This window comes from Gemmatimonadota bacterium, from assembly GCA_026387915.1.
Taxonomy (GTDB): Bacteria; Gemmatimonadota; Gemmatimonadetes; order Gemmatimonadales; family Gemmatimonadaceae; genus Fen-1231.
Map to the genome: position 1 here is coordinate 14580 of JAPLKS010000023.1, position 24572 is coordinate 39151.

Genomic DNA, 24572 nt, shown 5'->3' on the forward strand with positions numbered 1-24572 from the left:
CACCCGTACCCCGACCGTTAGCACTTGGGCGGCGCCACGGCGGTAGCAGCGGGCAATGCTGCCTTTCCGTTCTTCGTGAGCAGCGCATTCATTGCCGGGAGTTCCTTGGTATTGATCCCCTGCCACCGCGTGACAACCTTGGCGAGATCTCCGCAGGCGGTCGCGAAACCATGCAACATCGACTCCGTCGGCGCGAGATCGCCGTTCTCCTGCGTATTGAACTGACCCATCAACCGTCCGTGAACGGTGACGAAATTCGGCAATGCCGCGGCCGCACCACCTCGCCCACCGAAGCCGCGACCGCCGCCAGCGTTGCCGCCCACCGAGTCGAGTTTCGCACGGAACGTGACAATCGCTTTGCCAAGTTCGGACGTTGAGTCAGACGGCATCGCAGCGCCGAGTGCGGTGCGCCACGCCGAAACATTCTGCGAGCCATCCCACGCCACCTGCAAACCGGCGTGCAACTTCTTCACGAGCGCTGCCTGCGCGCGCACGTCGGCCGTGCTCGCTGGCGAGCGCGGATCGTTGACCACCACGGCGGGTTGCGTGTAGCTCTTTCCACCCACAGTGAGCTTGATAGTGTACACGCCTGGTGCGGCGAGCCCACCTTCAGGCGATGCGGGCGTCAGGCCGGGGTTCGCATTGATTTCAAAAGCGTGCGTGAATGATGGCGGCGCGTTCGTGCGCAAATCCCAGTTGACGCGGTTCGTACCGACCTCCGTCGGAAGCGGCTCCGGCGTGGCGAGCCAGAAGTTCGGATGCGGCGGCTGCGCGGCTTCCTTCACCGGCGCAATCGGCGCGCTCGACAGATGACGCACCACCGTTCCCGCGGAGTCGATCACATCAATCGTGATATCGCCCGACGGTTTGGACGTCAACGAGTAGTGAATCATCACACCGTCGAGCGGGTTGAGCGCGTGTGGCACTTCGGGCGGGAACGGTGTGTTCCAGCCGATGTTGCGCCGTACGCGTACCGACGGATCGGGCTTGAACAAATGCACCGGCTCATCCGCGATGGCCGCCGTCATCTGCCGCAACACGGCACCGTCATCGAGAATCCAGATGCCACGACCATAGGTGCCCACAATCACATCGTTTCCATGGAACGTAATGTCGCGATACGACGTGTTCGGAAGATTCAACTGCAGCGACTGCCAGTTGTCACCGTCATCAAACGAGACGTACATCCCACTTTCGGTGCCAGCATACAACAGCCCGGCACGCTTGGGATCGGCACGAATCACGCGGGCGGCACTGCCACTTGGCTGATTCGTGGGGAGTCCGTTGGTGATGCGCGTCCACGTCTTGCCAAAATCGTGGGTGCGGTAGAGGTACGGCGTGTAGTCACCTACGCGCGCAAGATCGACCGCTACGTAGGCGCCGCCGGCATCCGTATGTGAGGCGTCGACCATCTCAATCAGCGCGCGCGTCGGATACGGAAGATTGGGAATCGAGACATCGTCCCACGTCTTCCCTTCATCCTTCGTGACTTTGATGAGTCCGTTGTTCGTACCGACCCAGATCGTGCCTTTGGCGACCGTGGATGCGGTCATGGACTCGATCGCGCCGCCAGGCGTCGCACCTGGTGCCGGTGTGGCCGTATCGGCGGGCGGCTTTACGCCCTTGGGGTAGCCGAGGTCGGGGCTGATCTTTTTCCAGTGCGCGCCGCCGTCGGTGGTGGCCATAACGAATTGGAACGCCGCCAACAACTCGCGCTGGTTCCACGGCGCAAAGGCGAGCGGCTGCGACGACGTTGTGCGCAGGCGCACGTCCGGATTGGTGGCTGGACTCACATTGATGTACTGCTCACTCGGATAACTGATGCGCGAAATGCCTGATCCGCTCGCGTACACAATGTTCGGGTTCAGCGGGTCGGGGAGCACCGTGCCCCATTCCCACCCATTGACGGGATTCCAGTCGAGCGGCGTGATGGCGCCCAAGTTGCCGCGACTCCGCGTACGGATGGCGCCCGCGTCCTGCTGCGACGCGTAGATGTAGTACGGCCAGTTGTTATCGGCGGAGATGTGATACACCTGCTCCGTGGACTGATTGTACCACGAGCTCCACGTGGCACCGCCGTCGAGCGAGACGATTGCACCTTGATCGTATCCGAGGAGAATGCGCTGGCCGTTGGTCGGGTCAATCCAGTGGGCCTGCGGGTCGTCGCCACCGGGCGCGCCCTTGAGGCCCGTAAAGGTGTTGCCGCCGTCGGTCGACTTGTAGGCCGCCGTGTTGAACGTATAGACCAGGTCGGGATTCTTTGGATCAACAAAGACCCCGGTGTTGTAGCCGCCCTGTCCGTTGCGAATGCGCGTGTCGGTGGCAGCCATCGGCTTCCACGTGGCGCCGCCATCATCCGTGCGGAAGAGTCCGTTGTTCGTAGTGAGATAGACGCGCTGCGCGTTCGTGTTCATCGCCACAGCAATCGACGTGCGCCCGCTGAGGCGCGGCAAGCCGCCGCCGGAGAGTTCTTTCCAGGTCACGCCACCGTCGAGAGACTTGAACACCATAGTGGCCGTCGGGCCGGCCGCGCCGGCACCGCCCCCGCGTCCGCCCTGCGGCGCCACGCCACTCGGCGGCGGCGGCGCATTGTAATGCAGCACGGTCGTGGCGTATACCACATCTGGCCGGTCGAACGCGCTCGCGAGTTTTTGCACGCCCGTGGAATCGTTGACGTACAGCGTCTTCGTCCACGACGTGCCGCCGTCGGTGCTGCGATACACGCCACGCGTGTCGGTCTTGGCGTGGAGATCACCCTGCGCGGCCACGAGCAGCACGTCCGCGTTGCGCGGATCCACGACGATCGACGGAATTTGCTTGGAGGCGGCGAGCCCGATGCGCTTCCAGTTCTTTCCCGCATCGACAGACTTATACATGCCGTTGCCTTCGTTGATCACACCGCCGGTCACTTGGTCGCCCGTGCCCACGTAGACGACGTTCGCGTTCGACGGCGCGACTTCCACCGCGCCCACGGACGACACGTCCTTGATCGAATCGAAGACGGGATACCAGACCGCGCCCGCGCTGGTGGTCTTCCAGACGCCGGCTGCGGGGAGTCCCACGTAAAACGTCCCCGGCTCGCCGATCGCGCCGGACGCCGCCGATATGCGGCCGCCGCGGAAAGGACCAACGTTGCGCCACTGCAGTCCGTTGAGCAGGTCGGGACGGATGGGAGTGGCCGCGCTCACGAAGAGCAGGCACGCGAACGCGAGCGTCGCGCGCGCAGGAGTGGCGATCGACCGCAGACGGTTCAGCATATCGGATGTTCCGGTAAGGGTTGGCGCTACGTATGCGCCGGCACGTTACGACGCGCTGCTGATCGTGATGAGGAAACCATCGGGATCCACGAGGGCGAAAGCCATCGGCCCCCAGGGCAGCGGTGCCGGGTCGGCATCGAGCTTGACGCCGGCGGCCTTCGCGCGATCAGCCAGCGCGACGAGGTCCTGTGCCGTCTGGATCCAGAAGCGGGCGCCGACTCCCTTCACGCGGTCGCGCCCCTTGGCAAAATCGTCCTGCCCAACACCGAGCATCACGTTGCCGGCCTTGAGCATGGCAAAGCGCAGCACGCCGTCCACTTCATTCTTGTCGACGATCTCGAAGCCGAGGCCGTCGACGTAAAAGTGAAGGCTCTTGGTGATGTCGTTCACGGTCAGCGACGGGAACATCGTCGCGGCGTTCAGGGCTGCACTGGTCATCGAATCCTCAAGAGTTGGCGTACGGAACTACGGTTTCACCACACGATACATCCACGCATCGCCGCGCGTTTCCTGCCAGCCGACGGTCGCCCGTTTAAGATCGGCGGACACCGTCAGATCGCCCGCGAGATGCGGCACGAGTCCGAGCGACTGTACCTGATTCGGCGCGGTCACCTTTAGTAATTCGACGGCCTCGGGCCGCGTCCAAAGCCGCACGACAATCGAGCCGTCGGCGAGCCACGTGGCCGCCATGCTGTCGCCGAAACGCGAGAACCACTGCGCCGACGCGCCCCCCGCGACCGGCACCACGTCCGCACGCAGCGTGTCGCTCGTCGGCGAACCCCAGCCGACGATCAGGAGTTTCGTGCCGTCCGGCGATGCGTGCACTTCGTTCAGGCCGTCGAACCAGGCGGGCTTCGGGATTTCGTGGCGGGCACCGTTCTGCTCGACAATCACGCGATCGCGATTTTTCGGAATCCAGGCCCATCCATTCGGGAGCGGCGTCGCACGCACGCGCCCGGAGTCCGGAACATCGAGCGCGCGCCCCGCCGCACCGGTGCGCACGTCCATCAGTGCAATACGCGTTCCCTTTGGAGTGAACGCGACTGTCATCAGTGTCACGGAATCGGCCCATCCGGCGCCGCGCACGCGACCCGACACATTCACTGGCGTTTCGGCGCCGCCGCCGAAGGGTGCGACCGAGAGGCGCAGCTCGTCCGAGCCGTTCGCTCCGGGCACGTTGCGGGACATCAGCAGCCGCGCGCCATCTGGCGAAACGCTCGCGCTAACATTGTTCGACGCCTGCATCAACGGCGCGCCGCTGGGCACCGTCCCCTTCAACAGTTCGGGCAACCCGATCGCAATCACGGACGACGTGGTGCTCCCGTCGTCCACCGCCATCTGCGTGCCGTCGGACGTCACCGAAAGATTCGTGAAGCGCCCGCTGTAGATCGTGTCCTGCCGCGTCGCGAGCTTCCCGGTGTTCGGGTCGAGCGCCACGCGCACGACGGCCTCGGCCGCTGTCGGCCCGGCGCGCGTCATCCAGATGGCGTCGTGCGCGGCCATGCCGCCGCAGGTGCAGGCATTGACGAGTTTGTCCGTAACCTTGCCGTCGCGGTCGAGCACCTGCCAGAGACCATGCGGCGGCTGGAACACCATCGCCACGATCCGCGTCGTGCCGGGCACCGAGGAGAGCGCGCCGATCCCGACGCCGGGGCCAGCCACGCGAATGCTGTCACGCACGGCGCCCGTGAGACCGGTGACACGAACATAGAACGTGCTGTCGGTTTTGAACGCAGGGGCGATCAGCAGCGAGTCGCCGCTGGCGAAGAACGTGGCGAGTCCCGGCGTGAGCAGCGTCGGTGATCCGCCGAGCGCCGAGACGATGAACGAGCCACCGCGTCCGCCGAGTACGCCGCCGACGATCAGGTTTCGGCGATCCGGGCTCCATTCCAAACCATTGGCGGTCGTGATGCCATCGAGGATGTGACGGGTGACCGTACTGCCGACGTCTTGCACGTCCACGGAGTAGCTACACTCGGGACCTTTGCACGTGCGCGTGAAGTACGCGAGCTGCTTGCCGTCGGCCGAGAGCGTGGGCGAGTAGATCTTACCGGTGAAGGTCAGCTGTGTGCGGTCGCGCAGTGCCGCCGAGGTGCCTTCGCCGCCGAACCGCTGCTTGGCGCCAAGCATCACGATGGCGCCGAGCATCGCGACCGCGCCAACGATGCCAGCGGCCATCATCGCCCGGGAGCGGGGCTGCGGACGCGACGCGGCCGATGGTGCGCTGGTCGCCGGCGCGGGTGCTGCTTCGAGCGCCTTCACGAAGTCGCCGGCACTCGCAAAGCGGTCGGCCGGCACCTTAGAGAGCGCCTTCTGCACGGCGGCGTCGACCACCTCCGACACCGTCGGCCGCACCGTGCGGATGTGCGTCGGCTGCTCGGTGAGGAGCTTTGCGATCACCGCCTGCACGGTCTTGCCCTGCATCGGCGGATCGCCGACGAGCATTTCGTAGAGCACCGCCGCCAGCGAGTAGAGATCGCTGCGCGCGTCGAGATCGCGGTCACCGGTGGCCTGCTCGGGGCTCATATACTGCGGCGTGCCGAGCGAGAGTCCGGTTTCAGTGAGGCGGTTGCCGCCCGACTCCTGCACCGCGAGCGCGATGCCGAAGTCCGCCAGCATCGCTTCTCCTTCCTGCAGTAGAATATTCTCGGGCTTGATGTCGCGGTGCACGACACCCTGCCGGTGTGCATAGTCGAGCGCGCTGGCGATGTGCTTGGTGATCGCGAGCGCCTGCTCGATTCCCAGTTGCTGCTCGCGGTTCAGCAGGTCGCGCAGCGACTCGCCGCGCACGTAGGGCAGCACGTAGTAGAGCAAGCCGCCCGCGACGCCGGAGTCGATGAGCGTCAGGATATGCGGATGATCGAGACGCGCGGTGATTTTGACTTCCGCGAGGAAGCGGTCCGTCCCCAGCACCGCCCCAAGTTCGGGGCGCAGCACCTTGAGCGCCACTTGCCGTTCGAGCTTGAGGTCGTCGGCGAGATACACCGTGGCCATCCCCCCCTGCCCCAGCTGCCGCTCGATGCGATATCGATCGGTCAGAATAGCCGCGAGTTGCGGGGATGATTCAGTCACGTGGTGTCGCTCCGGTTTCGGGTCTTTTCAAGCCGTTGAATATGGAGAAAACTGCTCCCCTTGGCGAGCCGGCGATTCCACCTCAGGGCTCCGGCGCCGAACCCCAGGTCCACGCCTCTGGCACGAGCACGGCGAGTGACAGACGCCAGCCGTCGAGCGGCATCCGGGGTCCCCACTTGGGGGCCAATGTTCCCCACATCATTTGTGCCGCCGGGGCAATCTCTAGTACGCCAAGGTTTACACGGACCCTGGCTCCGGCCTGAAATACAGAACCGAGCTGCGCACCTGCGGTGCTCCACCAACGGACATCGGCAAACGGATCGACAGTGACTGCCGCCGCCGCGACCACAGCCGACACGCCAACGCTCGTCACTCGCTCGGCTGGAACCGTGCCGCCGCCGAGCAAGGCGTGATCGCGCCGGTCGACCGTCCAGGCGGACACCTTCCAGTTCACCGCACCGATGGGCTGCGAGAAGGCCGCCTGCACGAGCGAACGATCCCCCGCATCGAACGACACGCCGCCAGCCTTTGACGCACCGAACTCCACGAGCGTGACACCTCCGGAAAACTCACCGCGACCGACGGCGTGACTCGCGGCAAAGCGGATGCGGGTCGCCATCCCGGGATGCACAATCGTTGAAGGCGCTCCGGTCGCGGTGGACGGATGGTAGGCACCAGCGTGCTGTGTCGCGAGACCGAGGCCGAGGCTCCATCCAGCTGCGTACAGCGCATAGGCAGCACCCGCGGTGAATGAGGCGCTGCGACTTCGCAACAGACTCGCCCAGGGAAGAAAATCGCTCGACAGTTGGGGCGCGATGTAGAACGCGAGCGAATCCATATTCCGAAGCGAAGCGGTGGGCAACGCAGCACTCGCAGAAAAAGCGAGTCGGCCGCCGGCGAGAGACCACGTACCGCGAACGAACGTGTCGGTCAGCCCGGAAGTCGTGACTCGGAACGCCGGCGCTTCGAACGATGCGAACGCCAGCGCCGTCGACACGTCAAAGCGGACGCCGTCAAACGGGGAGAGGGACAAGGCGAGCGGCAGGACACTCTCGTGCACGCGGCGAAGCACATACCGGGACGGGCCGGAGCGCACGAGCAGGCTGTCCTCGGCGTCGTCGAGTTCGCCAGCCTCAAGCACCAGCAGTGCTACGTTGTTTTCGCCAGAGGCATCTCCGATGGAGACCGGATTCACTGCGTTGGCGACATCGTCCGCCGCTGAGGGCAAGATGCGGCCAGACGCGTCGAGTTCGAGCGGCGCATCGGACGCAGACGCTCCAGCCGTTATGGCCGCGTCCATCAGTTCTGCGGCGGACGCAGCCGTCTCGAAGTGGGCATCGATGAGTGCCGCGTCATGAAAATACCGCTGGGCATCGCGGAGCCGGTTGGCATCGCGCGCCAACAGCCCGGCGCCATATTGCAGAAACGCGGCGATCGACGTTGTGGACCGATGACCCATGGCCGCCCGTTCCTGCTCGGTCAGTGGGACGCCGAGCGCGTCGTGTACGCCAACGGCGATGCGAGACTCGAGGTCGAAGATCGCATCCATGGTCGCGTCGCCACCCGCCCGCGCGAGCACGGCGCCACTCTCGGCGTCCACCACCTGCGCGTCGATCCGCAGCGACTGACCGTCGAGCTGAGTGATCGCGCCCTGCACAAAACGTCCGGCGCGCAGCAACCGACCGGCCCGCACGGCCGTCGCTGAATCGGTTGCCCCGCTTGCGCTCACCGCCAATTCGGCGGTGATCGCATGAAGCTGTTCGCGCTCAAGCACCGTCAACCTGCCGGTTCGAGCGAGATCCACAGACAAGAGGTCCGCGAATCCGCGCTCGAGTGGTCGAAGCGTAGAGTCGGCGCCGCGAAACTGAAACGGCAGCACCACGATAACGTTCGCACGGCCGACGAGAGGCGTGAGCGCCGCTTCGTCGCGCATGGCACGCGCGGTCGCTTCCGCCATCTCACGCTGCCGCAACCGTACGAGCCGTGCTTCAAGGGAGCGCCGCAACGACGGACGCAATCGCGAGACGGAAAGGTAGGTGGCGTACGCGGCACGCGCGTCGGCATCGTTTCCGAGCCGTTCCTCCACGCTGCCAAGCCACAGCGGCAGCTCGGCGCCCGCGCCGCCGAGCGCACGGGCTTTCAGGAATGCTTCCCGCGCGCTACGCAGTGTTCCCGTCGCATACAGTCGTTTGCCTTGCGCCAGCCACTCGGCACCCGTGAGCGTGTGCGAGGCCGGCTGCGACAATCCCTCGCCAGCGCCAAGCACCAGCGTGGCACAAAGCGCGAGCACCCGGCGTACCAGCGTCGCTCGGTCAGGGGGCATAACGATAATCTAGTAGCGTCGCATTGCCGGCGCGGCAGGCAATTTGCTCTTGCCCAGTCACTGCTCCGCTCCGACATTCCAAGCATGGATCGTCCCGTGCCACCGCCACCTCAGCGCGCGCCACAACCATATGAATAGGCTCCGCCCGTTTATCGCCGCCCTACTGGTTGCGCTCGCTCTTCCTGCGAACGCTCGCGCCTCTCGCCTCGCCGACGATCCTCGGCTCATTCCCAAGCCGCGCGAGCTCGCCGCCGCTGGGATGGCTGATTTGCCCAAGACCATGACCATCGCCGGCGCAATCAACGATGATGACCGGTTCGCGGCACAGGAGTTCGCCGAGTTCCTCAAGGATCGCGGGTTCAAGGCTATCGTCGGCGGGGCGGACGGCCCATATCGCGTCACCTTTGCTCGGGTCGGCACGGCGACCGCTGACAAGATTCTCGCTGACCACCACCTCACCTTCACCAATGCGATGAAGGCCGAGGGGTATGTGCTAATCACGACGGGCGAGAACGCGCATATCGTGGCGGCCAGTGCGGCCGGCATGTTCTATGGCGCGCAGACGCTCAAGCAGCTCATCCACACCGAAGGCGGATCACCCCACGTACAGCTCGCGGTCATCCGCGACTGGCCCGCGATGAAGTACCGCGGCTGGCAAGACGACCTCTCCCGCGGACGGGTGCCGACGCTCGAGTTCCAAAAAAAGCAGATCCGCGTGCTGGCGGCCTACAAACTCAACGTGTTCTCTCCGTACTACGAGCACACGCTGCAGTACGCCAACAATCCGCTCATCGCGCCACCGGGTGGGAGCACGAGCCGTGAAGACGTACGCGCGCTCGTGGCATACGCGCGCAAGTACCACGTGGATGTCATTCCAGAGCAGGAGGCCTTTGGTCACCTCCACCACGTGCTCAAATACGACATCTACGCGCCGTTGGGCGAAACGCCCCATGGGCATGTGCTCGCGCCCGGCGACCCAAACTCGCTCCCGCTCATCAAGAGTTGGTTCGCCGAAATTGATTCACTCTTTCCGTCGAAGTTCGTCCACATCGGCGCCGACGAAACCTTTGAACTCGGACTCGGCCGCACCAAAGAGCGTGTACTCAAGGAAGGCATCGGTCCGGTCTATCTCAACTTCCTCAAAGACATCGAAGCCGCGCTTCGTCCAAGTGGTAAGCGCCTGTTGTTCTGGGGCGACGTGGCACAAAACCATGGCGATCTCGTCAAACTGCTCCCCAAAGACATGATCGCGGTTGGCTGGGACTATTGGAGCACCAAAAATTTTGAGCGCTATGTCAAACCGTTTGCCGATGCTGGTATTGAGACGTGGGTCGCGCCTGGTGTGAACGTGTGGAACCGCGTCTTCCCGAACAACGACATCGCGCTTCGCAACATTCAGGGCTTCATTCGCGACGGCCAGAAGATGGGCTCCACCGGCGTCATCAACACCACCTGGGGCGATGACGGCGAGGCGATTTTCAATCAGACCTGGTATGGCTTCATTTTTGGTGCGGCCGCGAGTTGGCAGCCGGGCGAATCGTCCATCGAAGATTTTCAGCGGAGCTACGGCCTGCAGTTCCACGGCGACGCGAGCGGAAAGATTGACGCGGCGATGGTCAAGCTCGCGCAGGCCCACGTGCTCTTGCAAAAATCTGGCGTGGGCGAGGCGACCAACGAACTCTACTGGCTGGATCCGTACACGCCCGATGGCCAGATCGCCGCGCAGAAACTGAAGGTCGTCTCGCACGACTATCGCGTGCTTGCCGAAAGCGCCATCGTGCTGATTGCGCAGGCGCGCCAACAAAAAGGCATCCGCGAACCGGAAGTCCTCGACGCCATCGACATGGGCGCGCGACGCATGGATTTCATTGGCATGAAGTTCCAGTTGGCCGACGAAATCGCCCAGCTCTACGCGAACGCTGGCGAGCCGGGCGGCAATCCGGGACACGACCTCAATGAAATTTCTTCGCGCATCAACGGTCGTGCACAGGATCTGCGCGACGGCTATGTGCTCGGGCGTGAACTCTACGAAAAATCTTGGCTCGCCGAGAACCGGCCGTACTGGCTACACAACGTGCTCAATCGATTCGATGCGAGTGCGCAGTTGTGGATTGCGCGCGGCGACAAAATCAATCAGGCGCGCTCCGTGCTCAATCGCACGAAGAAGTTGCCGCCACCGGAAGAACTGGGGTTCCCACGTCCGCGGCCCGTCATTCAACCCTGAGCGACCACGCGCACGGCAACAGAACACCAACACAACGGGTGCGTCCGCTCAGGATGCACCCGTTGTGAGTTTCAGGGTCGCGCGCACTACACCGCCGAGTTCGCTCATCGTGAAGGGCTTGGCGAGATGCACCACTTGTTCAGGGAGCGCTGCCTGTCCCGATCCGTCTTCGCGCGCGTAGCCGCTCATCACGATGACCGAAATATTGGGGTTTGCCGCCAGCACGCGACGCGCCAGCGTGCCGCCGTTCATTTTGGGCATCATCATGTCGGAGAGCACGAGGTCCACCTTCCACGACTCGGCTTCTAGTATCGCCAGCGCCGACACCCCCTCGGGCGCTTCCATGATGTCGAAGCCCGCTCGCGTCAGGTAGCGGACGATCAGTGCCCGAATCGCCTCCTCATCCTCCACCACGAGAATGCGGCCGCGACCCTCGGCGGTGGTTCGCATCGGCGTCACGACCCGCGGCCGCTCATGCGCACTGACGGCGAGCGGGAGGAGCAGGGTGACTGTCGTTCCACGCTGACGGGCGGAGTCGATACGGACAAAGCCCTCATGCGCCGTGATAATGCCGTGCACCGTCGCGAGTCCAAGCCCCGTACCCTTGCCGGTCGGCTTCGTTGTAAAGAATGGCTCAAAGGCATGCGCCAGCGCCTCGTCGCTCATGCCATCCCCATCATCGGTAACCGTGAGCCGCGCATACGAACCGTGTGGTACCGCCCGCTGCTGCCACGCGTCGCCTTGACTCACCTGTAAGATAGAGGTCTCGACGGAAATCACTCCACCATTCGGCAACGCGTCGCACGAGTTGGTGACGAGGTTCATGAGGACGATGTCGAGTTGCACCGTATCACCGTTCGTCCACACCTCGCCTGGCTCGCCATGGATCACGAGCTGCACCGCTTTCGGGAGCACGCGCCGAAGCATCGGCTCCATGTCGTTGATCAGCACCGCCGCGTCCAGCGATTCGCGTTCCGGCGCCCCCGATCGACTGAAGGCCAGCAACTGGCGACACAATGAGGCGCCGCGCTCTGACGCACGGGCAATGTCTTCGAGTTCCGTCACGCCGACCGCCGGATGATCAATATGAAGCAACTCGGCGTTCGCTTTGATGACCGTGAGGAGATTGTTGAAATCGTGGGCGATGCCACCCGCCAACAACCCCACCGCTTCGAGTTTTTGCGTTTGCCGTAATTCGCGATCGTGACGGCGGCGCTGCGTGACATCGCGGCAATGGAGGACCACGCCGCGCACTTCGTCGTCGAATCGCAGATCGGTGACCTGAGATTCCACGTCGCGGGCATCGGCGCCCATGTTGGTCTGCCAGGTGATGATCGCACCGTCTTCGGGATCGCCGCACATTTTTTCCACCTCCGCGCGATCCCGAGCCGCCACGAATTCACTGATGCTTCGCCCCAGCAACGATTCGTGACTCGCCCACAAGAGCATTTCGACGGCGGGGCTCGCGAATGTGATCCGTCCGCCGGTATCCAGAATCACCAGCGCCTCAGCGGATCGGCGTACCAATGTGTTCAGTCGCTGCGCCTGCGCACCGCGTTGCTCGGCAGCGGAGGCGATTTGCCGGCCTGCAATTAGTAAACGCAGGACAATCAAGGCCGATCCAATCAGCAGCGTGAGCGCTAGTGCCGCGATCGATGGCCCGTCGATCGTGTCATCGGTGACTTCGTGTACCACTAACAGCCCGATCGTCAGCATCGAGATGTACGGCAGCACACGCATGTCGCGCGGCCATTGGCGCAACGCGTCACCTTCACGATTGACGGAAGCGTACAGGAGCGTTCCACTGAAGAAGCCGGCGGCCGACACAGCCCAGACGATGTCCGCGGCCTGACGGGCTGCCTCCAGCCCATGCAACCGTGCGCTTTCGGACAAAAAGAAGCCGACGGTTGTCGCAAATTTGGAAATAGCGATCAACTGCAACGCGGCACCACCTGGTAGTTGCGGCGACCGGTGTAGGGTGGCCGTGACCACGAGCAGGATCGCCAGCTCCATCCATGTAGCGGCAAGAGCAGGCGTGTCGTGACTCCCGATGGCACGCGTAAAACTTTCGCCGCCACCATCAAACTGGTAGTACAGCGCGAGCGATGCCGTTACCAGCAACACGAGTGCAATTTCCACACCGAGTTTGGCGTAGGCATACCGTCCGCGGGGGCGCACCAGCAGGAGGCTGAACCCAACCAGCGACAACAATCGGCTAGCGTAGGCGTCGAAATAATCTTGCGCGGTAATGCCGAACCACCGAGCGTCTGGCAGGGCCTCAGAGGCGATGGCGCCGAGTCCCACAACCAGCCAGGCCGCGGCGAGCAACCGCCACGCCATCCGTTCTCTCGCTTCGATTTCCGCACGGCGACCGGCGAAGAAACAACCGACCGCTGGCAGGATCGTGAGCGGAATGAATCCCAGTTCTTCGAACTGCCGAGTCGGAACGCCGAGTCGCAGCAGGAGTACGCCGATAAATCCCAGCGCATACACCCACGTCAACACCAGCACGGCGATCCCTAGCCGCGAGAGCCTGGTGCCTACGATCTCTCCCGCTGCATCGCGGTGTTCCAGGAGCACGGCTGGGGGGCGGCGGGAAAGTAACCGGAGCGGAGCCGACGAACGGCTCCGGAGGGGGGGGGGATGATTCGGAATGTGCGCCCCTGACCATTCTCGGACAAGAGAGAACACCTGACCCCTCCCGTCGGGGGAAACCCACCATACCATATAAGGCGGCACCATTCCGGCTCATTTCCTCTTTCTCACACAGTCTATGCGAACCCCCAGATCGCTCGCCTTTGTCTTTGCCTTCGCGCTTGCCGCCGCCTCACTCGGTGGCCAGCAGCTCGACAGCGCCACCGTGTCGGCCTTCCGCTGGCGGAGTGTCGGACCGGCCAACATGGGCGGCCGTATCACCGACGTGCAGGGCATTCCCTGGCCGTCACGCACCTTCTACGTCGCGACTGCTGGCGGTGGGCTCCTCAAGACCACGAACGCCGGCACCACCTTCCGTGCCGTCTTCGATACCGCGCACGTCTCGTCCGGCGGCATGATTGCCATCGCACCCAGCGACACCAACGTTGTGTACTACGGCACCGGCGAGCCGAACTCCCGCAACTCGATGTCGCCTGGCGCTGGACTCTGGAAAAGCGCCGACGGTGGCAAGTCGTGGAAATTCATGGGACTCAAGGAAACGCAGCACATCGGTCGTATTGTGGTGCATCCGAGCGATCCCAACACGGCGTATGTCGCTGCGCTGGGCGCCGCATGGACCACAAACGCCGACCGCGGCCTCTACAAAACCACTGACGGTGGCGCCACCTGGATAAAGATCAAGTTCATCAGCAATAGCGCCGGCTTTGTGGACGTGGCACTTGATCCGCGCAATCCGGACGTGGTGTGGGCGGCGAGCTACGAACGCCTCCGCGGCCCCTATTTCCTCACCTCCGGTGGCCCTGGCTCGGCGCTTTGGAAAAGCACCGATGCTGGCAAGACTTTCACCGAGGTAAAGGGAAATGGCTTCCCGGAAACGACCAAGGGTCGCATCGGAATCGCTATCGCGTTGTCGAATCCGGATGTTATGTACTCGATGGTCGAAGCTGACACGGCGGCAAACACGAAAGAGGACGCCAAAGTCAAAGCACAGAAATCCCCGAGCGGCCTCTATCGCTCAGCGGACGCCGGCAAGTCGTGGACCAAAATGAACGACGAGAATACGCGTCCGTTCTATTACTCGCAGGTGCGTGTGACGCCGAACAACCCGGATCGCGTGTACTGGTCGTCCACGCCGGTGAAGGTGTCCAATGACGGTGGCAAGACGGCGATGAATGCCACGCAGGGAATTCACGTCGATCACCACGCCATGTGGATTGACCCCAAGGACCCGTCGCACATCATCGTCGGTGACGACGGCGGCGTGAGCCAGAGCTGGGACGGTGGCGGCAACTACGATTTCCTCAACGTGCTTGCCATCGGTCAGTTCTACAACGTCAGTTATGATTTTCAGATTCCCTACCGCGTCTGTGGCGGCCTGCAAGACAATGGCAGCTGGTGCGGGCCGAGCCGCCGCCAGCGCGGCTCGATCACCAACGCGATGTGGCACAACGTGGGCGGTGGCGATGGGTTTGTGACGGCGCAGAGCGCGGAAGATCCGAATATTATCTTCTCGGAATCGCAGGGTGGTGCCATCGGTCGCGCCAACTTCGCCACCGGCGAACGCTCCAGCATGCGCAAGCCGCAGTGGCGTCCCGTGTATCTCCAGTGGGAAGATTCCATCGTGGTCACGCGCGGCGACACCACCAAGCCGCTCGCCAAGGATGTCAAAAAGAAAGTGGACGATTTCCGCGCGCGGCAGCTTGCTGACTCTGCGGCGATGGATCTGCGCTGGAACTGGAACACACCGTATTTCATCTCCAAGCACAACGCGCAGACGGTGTACTTCGGCGCCAATCGCGTGCTCAAGAGCACCAAACTCGGCGACGACATGTTCTTCATCTCGGGCGATCTCACGACGCGCGACACGATGAAGATCCGCATCTCAACCAAGACAACCGGCGGCATCACCACCGACGCGACCGGCGCCGAAACATATTCGACCATCGTGTCGCTCAACGAGTCGCCGCGCCACGCGGGGTGGCTCTATGCCGGCACCGATGACGGGAAGGTGTGGACGACGCAGGATGACGGCGCCCACTGGACCGACCTTACCGGCCGGTTCCCTGGCCTACCCGCTGGGACCTACGTCTCGCGCATCGAGCCGTCGTACGCCAACGATGATGTGTTCTATGTGAGTTTCGACAATCACCGCAACGGCGACTTCGCACCGTATCTGTTCGCGACGGCTGATGGCGGCAAGAGTTTCGCCTCGATCGTAAACAATCTCCCCAAGGGGAGCGTGGACTACGTGCACGTCGTGCGCGAAGATCCCAAGAATGCCAAGTTGCTGTTTGTTGGCATGGAGACCGGCGCCTATGTGTCCATTGACCAAGGCAAGTCGTGGGCGCGGTTCCACACGGGGTTGCCCACCACGCCGGTACACGATCTGCAGATTCACCCGCGCGACGGCGAACTGATTGCTGCCACGCACGGTCGATCGATTTGGATTGTCGACATCCACGCTCTTGAGCAAGTGAATAGCACAGTACTCGCCAAGGCGAACTATCTCTTCGCGCCCAAGACGGCCTTTCAGTACGGTGAAAGCACCATCAATGGTGGTGATGTCGGACACAAACAGTTCGAAGGGCAGAGCCCCACGTATGGTGCGGAGTTCGCGTACCGACTGGCGCAATCGGCCACGGGTGTAAAACTCGTCGTGCAAGATGCGATCGGTGACACCGTGTATGCACAGAATGCATCCGGTGCCGCTGGCATCACGCGCGTCACCTGGAACATGCGCGGCCGTCCCGCCCCGACGGTCGCGGCCAAGTTGTCGCCGGCGGCGCTGCGCGACAGCGTGGTCAACCAACGCAAACTGCTCACGACGCTCGATTCACTCGAGAAAGAAGGCACCGTTCCCAAGATGTTGATCGATCGCGTGCGTGCGGCGCTTAACTCGCCCGAGGGACTCATGGGCTTGATGCAGCAGTTCGGCCCCGCATTCGCTGGCGGTGGTGGACGCGGCGCAGGCCCGCAGCGCTTCAACGAACGCCCCGGCGAGCAGGCGACGCCGGCCGGTGGACGTGGCGGTGCTGGTGGAGCCGCCGGTGCACCGGCGGGACGCGCGGGCGGTGAAGGCGCGCCAGCCGCCGATGCGATGCCCGATATGGGGCAACTCTCGGGTCTCTTCCGCGCCTTCCAAGGTTTCGGCGATCGCCTCTTCACGCAGGGGCGTGGGCAGGCCTCGATGGTTGAGACGGGCACCTACAAGCTGTCGCTCGTCATCGGCACAGCGGTCGTACAGTCGCAGACGCTCAAAGTGGAGCGCGTGAGCGGCACGGGCGCTGGCGGTGGTGGGTTCTTCGAAGAGCGCTAAGCGCTGGGGGCCAGACAAGTGAACGCCGGGTGTGCCGCGGAACTCGCGCGGCGCACCCGGCGTTTTATCGTCATCCCCCAGTTTGTATCCCGCCTCCAGGATCTCCGCCATGCGAGCCGCAAGCATTCTCGACACGATCGGTCACACACCGCACGTTCGCATTAATCGGCTATTTGGCGCCAACGTTGAAGTTTGGCTGAAACTCGAACGAGCGAATCCCGGTGGCAGTATCAAAGATCGTATTGCACTGGCCATGATCGAGGAGGCTGAGAAACGCGGCGTGCTCAAGTCCGGCGCGACAATTGTCGAGCCGACGTCAGGCAACACGGGGATTGGACTCGCGCTCGTGGCGGCGGCCAAGGGATACAAACTCATTCTCGTGATGCCGGAATCGATGTCCGTGGAACGGCGCCGCATCGTCAAGGCATACGGCGCCACTCTCGAGCTCACGCCTCGCGAAGTGGGGATCAAAGGCGCGATTGCTCGGGCTCAGGAAATTGTCGCCGCGACGCCTGGGGCATGGATGCCGCAGCAGTTCGAGAATCCAGACAATCCGGACATCCACCGTCGCACCACCGCGCAGGAAATTCTCGCCGATTTCCCCGAGGGATTTGATGCGTTGATCACCGGCGTCGGGACGGGCGGTCACATCACTGGCGTGAGCGAAGCGCTCAAGACGCGCTTCCCCGCCATGCAGACGTTCGCCGTCGAGCCGGAAAAGTCATCGGTGATCGCCGGCGGCACACACACCCCGCACAAGATTCAGGGCATCGGACCGGGGTTTGTCCCAGCCGTGGTCAACCGCGCCACGATCGACGGTACCATCTCAGTGACCGAGGAAGAAGCGTTTGACTATGCGCGGCGCGCGGCGCGCGAGGAGGGGATCTTCATCGGGCCGTCGTCCGGTGCGTCACTCGCCGCGGTCGCCAAAAAACTGCCGGAACTCGGCGCGAACGCGCGGGTGCTCGCGTTCTGCTACGACACCGGCGAGCGCTACCTGTCGGTCGAGGGACTGTTTCCGGAGTAAAAACCCGTGCATCGGAGCGCGAGCGTTGCGGCGCACAGCATCTGCCGCACCGCTCCGCGCTCAGCCGCCGTTGTTCGCTACCGCCATTTTCGCGTCGTCAAACGCCCCCTCCGACCGCGAAATCACGAGCGTGGCCACGCCGTTGCCAATGAGATTCGTGATCGCGCGCGCTTCACTCATAAAACGATCCACGCCGAGCAGGAGCGCGACGCCTTCAATCGGTACGACGCGCACCGCGGCGAGCGTACTGGCGAGCACAATGAACCCCGAACCCGTGACGCCGGCCGCGCCCTTCGACGTCACCATCAGAATGCCGAGGATGGCCAGCTGCTCGCCAATCCCGAGTTGCTTGCCGTGCACCTGCACGAGGAAGATCGTCGCCATCGTCAGGTAAATGCTCGTGCCGTCGAGATTGAACGAATAGCCCGTCGGCACCACGAGCCCGACAATCGGCCGCGCGCAGCCGTAGCGCTCAAGCTTATTCATCAGCCCCGGCAGTGCGGCTTCGCTCGACGACGTACCGAGTACAATTAGTATCTCTTCGCGAATAAATCGCAGGAACTTCCATAAACTGAAGCCGTACCAACGCGCGATCAGGTTCAGCACTACAAAAATGAAGATCGCCATCGTCAGGTAGACGTCCGCCATCAAGCGCCCGAGCGGAATCAGCGTACGCAGGCCGAACGTCCCCACCGTGAACGCCATCGCGCCGAACGCGCCGAGTGGCGCCACCTTCATGATCATACTCACGATCTTGAAGAACACCTCGAGCGTCTTTTCCAACACATCGCTCAATGGCGCCGCGTTGCCGCCAATCGCCACCATCGCGAAGCCGAACATCACGGCAAAAAAGACTATCTGCAGAATATCGCCGTCGGCAAAGGCCGCCACGGGGCTTGAGGGCACGATGTGCGTGAGAAAGTCCACAAAGGTCAGCGCTTTTCCCTGCGTCGCGTAGGCCGAAGCGTCTCCCTTCGCGAGCGCGCTCACATCAAGTCCGGCGCCAGGCTGCGTCACGTTCACCACCACCAAACCAATGCCAAGCGCAAAGGTGGTGACGATCTCAAAATAGAGAAACGCCTTCCCCCCGACTCGGCCGATCTTCTTGATGTCGGCAATGTTCGCAATGCCCAGAACGATCGTGAGGAAGATGATCGGCCCGATCACCATCTTCACCAGTTTCACGAAGGTGTCGCCCACCGGCTTCATCTGCTTGGCCAGATCGGGGGCTAGGACCCCCAGAATCACGCCGCAGGTCACCGCGAAGAGCACTTGCACCGTCAAATTTCGCGCGAATCTTCTCATAGGTCGCTAAGATCATTGTATGCTCACGCCTGCGCAACATGTTGCCGTCGCCGGAGTCGCCGTTTTAGCCGGCGCGGCTAACGCCATAGCCGGTGGCGGAATGCTGCTGGTCTTCCCCGCCCTGATCGGGCTGGGGGTGCCCTCGCTCATGGCCAATGCCACGAGCACCGTGGCACTCTGGCCGGGAGGCATGAGTTCCATATTTGGGTACCGCGCAGAACTGGTGTCCGCGCGCCAGTGGGCGACCCACTTTGTCATTCCCAGCGTGCTCGGTGGGCTGGTTGGTGGCGTGCTGCTCACCCTCACGCCGCAGGCGCGGTTCGACCAGATCGTCCCATGGCTCGTCTTTTTGGCCACAGCGCTGTTTGTCGCGCAGCGGCCGGTGCTTGATCTGCTCCGGCGGCAACTAGGCTACCGCACGCACGGCACCGACGAGGCCACATCACACATCCCGCCGCGCGGCTTCCTAGTCTTTCACTTCTTTGTGGCGATTTACGGCGGCTACTTCGGCGGGGGCGCGGGGCTCATCATGCTCGCCGCACTCGCGCTGATGGGGTTCACCAACATCCATCAGATGAACGGGCTCAAGCTCGCGTTTGCCGTGACGTTCAACTTTGTCGCGATCTGCGCGTTCATTGTGAAAGGACTCGTGGTCTGGCCACTCGCCGCAACGATGGCCGTCGGCGCCATCGCTGGCGGGGGGCTCGGGAGTCTGCTGGCGCAGCGCGTCCCACAGTCAGTCGTTCGCGCATCCATTGGGCTGATTGGATTCACGAGCGGGGGCTGGCTGCTCTACGAGCAAATTTCGCACGCTCGGTAACAGAGCTCAGGGCGTCCGCACCGCCACCGTCGGCGACGCATTCCCCACGCGGTCGATCGCCGTCACCGCAATCACCTCGGCGGGCCCCACCGAATCGCTCCCGAGCTCACGGAGCGGCACCTTTCGCCGCGCGCCGTCCACAAGCTGCGACTGCCACGTCGCGCCATGTCGCATTTGCACGAGCCACCAGCGCACCACGCTCTTGCCCGTGGGCGTGAGCGCGAGCCGATCGTCCCCGTCGCCCTTGTCGACACCGACGGTAGGAGCCGAGGGTGCTTCGCGCCCCATCCACGGAGAAGCTGGAATCAAGGCTCGTTCCGCATACACCTGCTGCGCGAGTGCCGTGGCTACGCTGTCGGGATTGTCGAGAAACGCACGCGCTGAAAAATGCACATTGCCCGTGGACCCCGGCTGCTCGCGCGTCGCGCGCACTTGCGCCACCAACTCGTCGCGCCGCCAGGCACTCGCCGACGCGCTCGTACTCACACGACTCGTGTAGTTGCCCGGCCACATATGCCGCTGTTGCACGTTTTGATCCACCCACCACTGCAACAGCTCCGGATAGCGCTGCCCCTGCTTATCAATGGCCCAGTAGAGCTGGGGGGTGAAGTAGTCCACCCACCCTTCACGCAGCCACTTCCGCGAGTCCGCGTAGAGTTGGGTGTACGCGTCAAAGCCCACGACGGTCTCGGGGTTGCCGGGCCGCCAGATGCCAAACGGGCTGATCCCGAACTTCACCCACGGCTTCAGTTTGGCGACTTGTGCGTGAAGGTCCTCAATCAGCTGATCCACATTCTGCCGCCGCCAGTCGTCGCGGTCGAGGGCGCCGCCCTTCTTTTGGTAGCGCTTGTAGCTCGCGTTGTCCGGAAACTCGGTAGAGCCGTTGGCGCGCTTTTCTTTGTACGGATAGAAGTAGTCGTCGAGGTGCACGCCATCCACGTCGTACCGCTTCACCACATCCAACACCACTTTCACGGTCTGCGCGCGGACTGCTGGCTCGCCGGGATCCATCCAGAGATGCGTGCCGTACGATTTTACCAACTCCGGCCGACGGCGCGCCATATGACTCTTGGCGAGTGGCCCCTTGGCACTCGGATGCTTGGCGCGATACGGATTGAACCAGGCGTGGAGCTCGAGTCCGCGCGCGTGCGCTTCCTTCACCGCAAAGGCGAGCGGATCCCAAAACGGATCGGGGGCCTGCCCCTGCTTCCCTGTGAGATACTCCGACCACGGCTCGAGCTTGGACTCATACAGCGCGTCGCCAGCCGGCCGCACCTGAAAGACGACGGCGTTCAACCCACTCGCCGACGCGCGATCGAGCATCGCAATCAACTCGTGCTGCTGCTCGGCGGTGTTCAAGTCTTTGCGGGACGGCCAATCAATATTCGACACGCTCGCCACCCACACGCCACGAAACTCGCGGCGCAACGACGGCGGCACGCAGTCCGCTTCGCTCGCGGGGCATCGCATGGCACTGCTTTGCGGTGCGGGCTTGGCGCGCGGCTGGGCAAACGCCCCACTCGCACTGACCGCACATAAAACCGCGGCGCACACGGCGCCCACTCGTCGATTATTCCACCACATATACCAGTCGCTTGGTCTTGGGATGCGTCGTGCACACACCGGCATATGTGCCCGGATAGGCGATTGTGTATTCGCGGGTCTCTCCCGCATTGGCGCCGAAGAGCGCCAGTTCGTGACGGACGGTATCGCGATTCACCACACGAAGCGTGGTGCCGCGCCCCGCCGCTGCGACGTGCAACGTTTCCGGAAGCAGGACACGGCCCGTCATCCGTTCTACCCACGCCGATCCACCGCGTTCAATCACGATCACCGCTGAGGGTCTAGGCCACATCCACCAGCCGATCGCGACCAATGCCATCACCACCAAGGCGGCGCTGGCGTTACGGCGCACGGACCTGTGCACCGAAGCGCAGCGACCGGCCACGGCTCGTGGCGATGACCAGCGTTACGGAATCACCCGCGGCAACGCGACGCTTGAGTCCGATCACCATCAGATGTTGTGCGCCCGGCGTCAGGACGAGCGAATCACCAGGCTCAATCACGGGCGATGCCGTCGTCGGGAGCATATGTGCCATACCGTCCATCACCATCGTCTGGTGCAGTTCCACACTCGCCGCATCCGGGGACGACCACGAGGTGATTTCCACGGTGACCGTGTCGCGATTCACGTACGTAAAATAGGCGGCGGTCGTCGCCGCCGAATCGGCTGGGCGCGCCCACGCGCCACGCACCGGCGATGCCTCACGATCCGCGCGCACGCAGCTGACCGTTCCAGCACCGATGAACAGGGCAGCCATCACAAGAATCTTTTTCATTTGATAAAGTGTCGGAGGTCCGAGGCAATGTCGTCGGCGCGCGTCGCGGGAGGAAACAGCATCCGCACGCGGCCTTCTCGGTCAATCACATAACTCTGCGCGGGATGCGACATACCGTAGCCGTTCGCCGTTCCCGTTTCTTCTTTCATCACGGCAAAATGCCAGTTGCCCGCAAGGGTGGCGAGATCCGCGGCCGTGGCGGTGAGTCCAATGAACGTCGAGTCAAACTGCGCCGTGTACGCGGCGCTCACCGCTGGCGTGTCACGCTCGGGGTCCACCGAGACGAAGACAAATCGAACCTGCTCGGCGCGTTTGCCAAGTGTGCGCTTGGCCTTGGCCCAGTCGCTGAGCGTGGCGGGGCAGATGTCCGGACAATGCGTGTAGCCGAAATACAGCAGCACCACATGTCCTTGCTCCGTCGCGAGATCGAACGGAGCGCCATTCACGCGCGCAATCCGTAGCGCCGGCGCGGCGTCGGCGGGGTCAAACACCACGCCATGCAACGGCGGCAGCTTCTCGCTGCAGGCCGCCAGCACGGTCGACCCCACCGCTAGGGAGAGGATGCGAATCGCACGCCAAATAGACATCATTAGAAAGCTAATGCGTTCCACCTTCCACCCGGAGTCTCCGTGGCACACGACCGCTTTTCCCTCGCCGGCAAAGTTGCTCTCGTCACCGGCGGTACGCGCGGCATTGGCAAGGGAATCGCCAAGGCGTTTGCTGAGGCGGGGGCGCAGGTGATGATCGTGAGCCGCAAGGAGCCCTCGGTGGAAGCCGCCGTGGCCGAACTCGCGAGCGCGGGGACCGTACGCGGTCTCGCCGCCAACGTGGCGCGCCCCGAGGAGCAGACCAAAATCGTCGACGCCACCATCGCAGCGTTTGGCGGGATCGACATTCTCGTGAATAATGCGGCCACGAATCCACTTTTCGGCCCCGTGGAGAACACGAGCTCCGAGATCTTCGACAAAATCATGGCGCTCAACCTCCGTGCCCCCTTCGAGTTGGCCAAGGCGGTGCGCCCGCATTTCATCGCCCGCGGCGGCGGGGCCATCATCAATCTGTCGAGCATCGGCGGCGTGAGCCCCGAAGCAGGGCTGGGCATCTACAATGTGAGCAAGGCCGCGCTCATCAGCCTTACACAGGTGCTGGCTCGAGAGTGGGGCAAGGACAACATCCGCGCCAACGTCATCTGCCCTGGACTCATCAAGACGGACTTCAGCGCCGCCCTCTGGCAGAACGAACAGATTCTCAAGCACATGATGCGCGGACAGGCGCTCACGCGCCTTGCCGATCCGGTGGATATTGCGTCGCTGGCCCTGTTCCTCGCGGCGGAAGCCTCCGCGTTCTGCACGGGCGCCACCTTCATGGCGGACGGCGGCTACACCATCTAAACCGCAGCGCCGAGTCGATCTGCTCCCCAGTTCGACTCGGCGCATCCCCAGCGCTTACCCCGCGCGCGGCCACCACGGCACAAACGCTGACGTGCGCCGTTGGTACGCCGCGAACTTCTCCCCGCGCGAGCGCAGCATGTGCGATTCCGTCGCGGGAATGCCCGTGACCTTGAGCAGGAAGTACAACATCATCGCTGGGCACGCCACGCTCACCCACCCCCACGGCGACCCAAAGGCGAACAGCGCAACGGCGCACCAGACGAGCCACTCAAAGAAGTAGTTCGGGTGCCGCGAGTACCGCCACAATCCCGCGTCGCACACCCCGCCCCGATTCGCTGGGTTCGCGCGGAACGCGCGCAGCTGCGCATCCGCCACACTTTCTCCCACCAAGGCAATCAGCCATACCGCCACACCGGCGTATTCAAATGCGCCCAATTCCGGCGCGGCGTTGCGCGACGCCAACAGAAAGGGCACGGCGAGCACGGCGTCGAGCACCCCCTGAAACAGAAAGAAGAACAGGAACTTGAGCTTGGTGTTCCCCCCCCAGCGTGCTCGAATGGCCTGATATCGCGCATCCTCGGGCTCGCCCGCCACCCGCCGCGCCAAGTAACCGGCGAGACGCACGCTCCATAGGCCGCCCATCACCCCGACTATCGCTCGGCGGAGCCAAAAGCCTTGGCCAATAAGCGCATACAGCACGGCCAACACGCCGATTCCTGCCGCCCACGCCACATCCACCACCGAGGCGTTGCGCAGCTTGAGGTGGAGCAACCACACGAGGAACATCATCGTGGTGGTCACTGCCGTGCCGATTGCCAGTAATGTCCAGCTGTGCATCCCCGC

The 24572-nt window shown here is 63.5% G+C and carries 16 protein-coding genes; 5 read left to right on the top strand and 11 right to left on the bottom strand.

Annotated features, from left to right (window positions below; genetic code table 11):
- Positions 1–17: 17 nt before the first annotated feature.
- From NTZ43_15490 to NTZ43_15505, 4 genes are all read right to left on the bottom strand, one after another.
- Positions 18–3257, bottom strand: coding sequence for a hypothetical protein (locus NTZ43_15490; protein MCX5768621.1), 3240 nt, complete (start codon positions 3255–3257; stop codon positions 18–20).
- Between the two features lie 45 nt (positions 3258–3302).
- Positions 3303–3695, bottom strand: coding sequence for a VOC family protein (locus NTZ43_15495; protein MCX5768622.1), 393 nt, complete (start codon positions 3693–3695; stop codon positions 3303–3305).
- A gap of 27 nt (positions 3696–3722) precedes the next feature.
- Positions 3723–6329 (bottom strand): serine/threonine-protein kinase, encoded by a 2607-nt coding sequence (locus NTZ43_15500; protein MCX5768623.1) that lies wholly within the window; start codon positions 6327–6329, stop codon positions 3723–3725.
- An 82-nt stretch (positions 6330–6411) separates the two neighbouring features.
- Positions 6412–8652 (bottom strand): hypothetical protein, encoded by a 2241-nt coding sequence (locus NTZ43_15505; GenBank protein MCX5768624.1) that lies wholly within the window; start codon positions 8650–8652, stop codon positions 6412–6414.
- A gap of 130 nt (positions 8653–8782) precedes the next feature.
- Here NTZ43_15505 and NTZ43_15510 point away from each other — a divergent pair, with 130 nt between their 5' ends.
- Complete coding sequence (locus NTZ43_15510; protein MCX5768625.1) at positions 8783–10876, top strand: family 20 glycosylhydrolase; 2094 nt, start codon at positions 8783–8785, stop codon at positions 10874–10876.
- 48 nt (positions 10877–10924) lie between these two features.
- On the opposite strand, the gene NTZ43_15515 is transcribed toward NTZ43_15510, so the two are convergent.
- Entirely contained in the window at positions 10925–13387 is a 2463-nt protein-coding gene (locus NTZ43_15515) for an ATP-binding protein (protein ID MCX5768626.1), read from the bottom strand.
- Between the two features lie 262 nt (positions 13388–13649).
- On the opposite strand from NTZ43_15515, the gene NTZ43_15520 reads away from it, so the two are divergent.
- Together NTZ43_15520 and cysK are read left to right on the top strand one after the other, a co-directional pair.
- Positions 13650–16847 carry a hypothetical protein gene (locus tag NTZ43_15520; GenBank protein ID MCX5768627.1) on the top strand — a complete coding sequence of 1066 codons (3198 nt, stop codon included), beginning with the start codon at positions 13650–13652 and terminating at the stop codon, positions 16845–16847.
- 109 nt (positions 16848–16956) lie between these two features.
- Positions 16957–17874 carry a cysteine synthase A gene (gene cysK / locus NTZ43_15525; GenBank protein MCX5768628.1) on the top strand — a complete coding sequence of 306 codons (918 nt, stop codon included), beginning with the start codon at positions 16957–16959 and terminating at the stop codon, positions 17872–17874.
- 60 nt (positions 17875–17934) lie between these two features.
- Here cysK and NTZ43_15530 read toward each other — a convergent pair whose 3' ends face one another.
- Positions 17935–19179, bottom strand: coding sequence for a dicarboxylate/amino acid:cation symporter (locus NTZ43_15530; protein ID MCX5768629.1), 1245 nt, complete (start codon positions 19177–19179; stop codon positions 17935–17937).
- 19 nt (positions 19180–19198) lie between these two features.
- On the opposite strand from NTZ43_15530, the gene NTZ43_15535 reads away from it, so the two are divergent.
- Positions 19199–19999 (top strand): sulfite exporter TauE/SafE family protein, encoded by an 801-nt coding sequence (locus NTZ43_15535; protein MCX5768630.1) that lies wholly within the window; start codon positions 19199–19201, stop codon positions 19997–19999.
- A gap of 6 nt (positions 20000–20005) precedes the next feature.
- Here NTZ43_15535 and NTZ43_15540 read toward each other — a convergent pair whose 3' ends face one another.
- The 4 genes from NTZ43_15540 to NTZ43_15555 all read right to left on the bottom strand — a co-directional run bounded on the left by NTZ43_15540 (position 20006) and on the right by NTZ43_15555 (position 22928).
- The gene (locus tag NTZ43_15540) at positions 20006–21469 is read right to left on the bottom strand and encodes a family 10 glycosylhydrolase (GenBank protein ID MCX5768631.1); all 1464 of its coding nucleotides are present in this window, start codon (positions 21467–21469) and stop codon (positions 20006–20008) included.
- A 100-nt stretch (positions 21470–21569) separates the two neighbouring features.
- Entirely contained in the window at positions 21570–21914 is a 345-nt protein-coding gene (locus NTZ43_15545; protein MCX5768632.1) for a hypothetical protein, read from the bottom strand.
- Positions 21904–22338 carry a copper chaperone PCu(A)C gene (locus NTZ43_15550; GenBank protein ID MCX5768633.1) on the bottom strand — a complete coding sequence of 145 codons (435 nt, stop codon included), beginning with the start codon at positions 22336–22338 and terminating at the stop codon, positions 21904–21906. The genes NTZ43_15545 and NTZ43_15550 overlap by 11 nt, the downstream gene beginning before the upstream one ends.
- The gene (locus tag NTZ43_15555; GenBank protein ID MCX5768634.1) at positions 22335–22928 is read right to left on the bottom strand and encodes an SCO family protein; all 594 of its coding nucleotides are present in this window, start codon (positions 22926–22928) and stop codon (positions 22335–22337) included. Before NTZ43_15555 ends, NTZ43_15550 begins: the two co-directional genes overlap by 4 nt.
- 39 nt (positions 22929–22967) lie before the next feature.
- Here NTZ43_15555 and NTZ43_15560 point away from each other — a divergent pair, with 39 nt between their 5' ends.
- The gene (locus tag NTZ43_15560) at positions 22968–23729 is read left to right on the top strand and encodes an SDR family oxidoreductase (GenBank protein ID MCX5768635.1); all 762 of its coding nucleotides are present in this window, start codon (positions 22968–22970) and stop codon (positions 23727–23729) included.
- A 54-nt stretch (positions 23730–23783) separates the two neighbouring features.
- Here NTZ43_15560 and NTZ43_15565 read toward each other — a convergent pair whose 3' ends face one another.
- On the bottom strand, positions 23784–24566 hold the full coding sequence (locus NTZ43_15565) for a DUF1295 domain-containing protein (protein ID MCX5768636.1): 783 nt from the start codon (positions 24564–24566) through the stop codon (positions 23784–23786).
- Between the last annotated feature and the right edge of the window lie 6 nt (positions 24567–24572).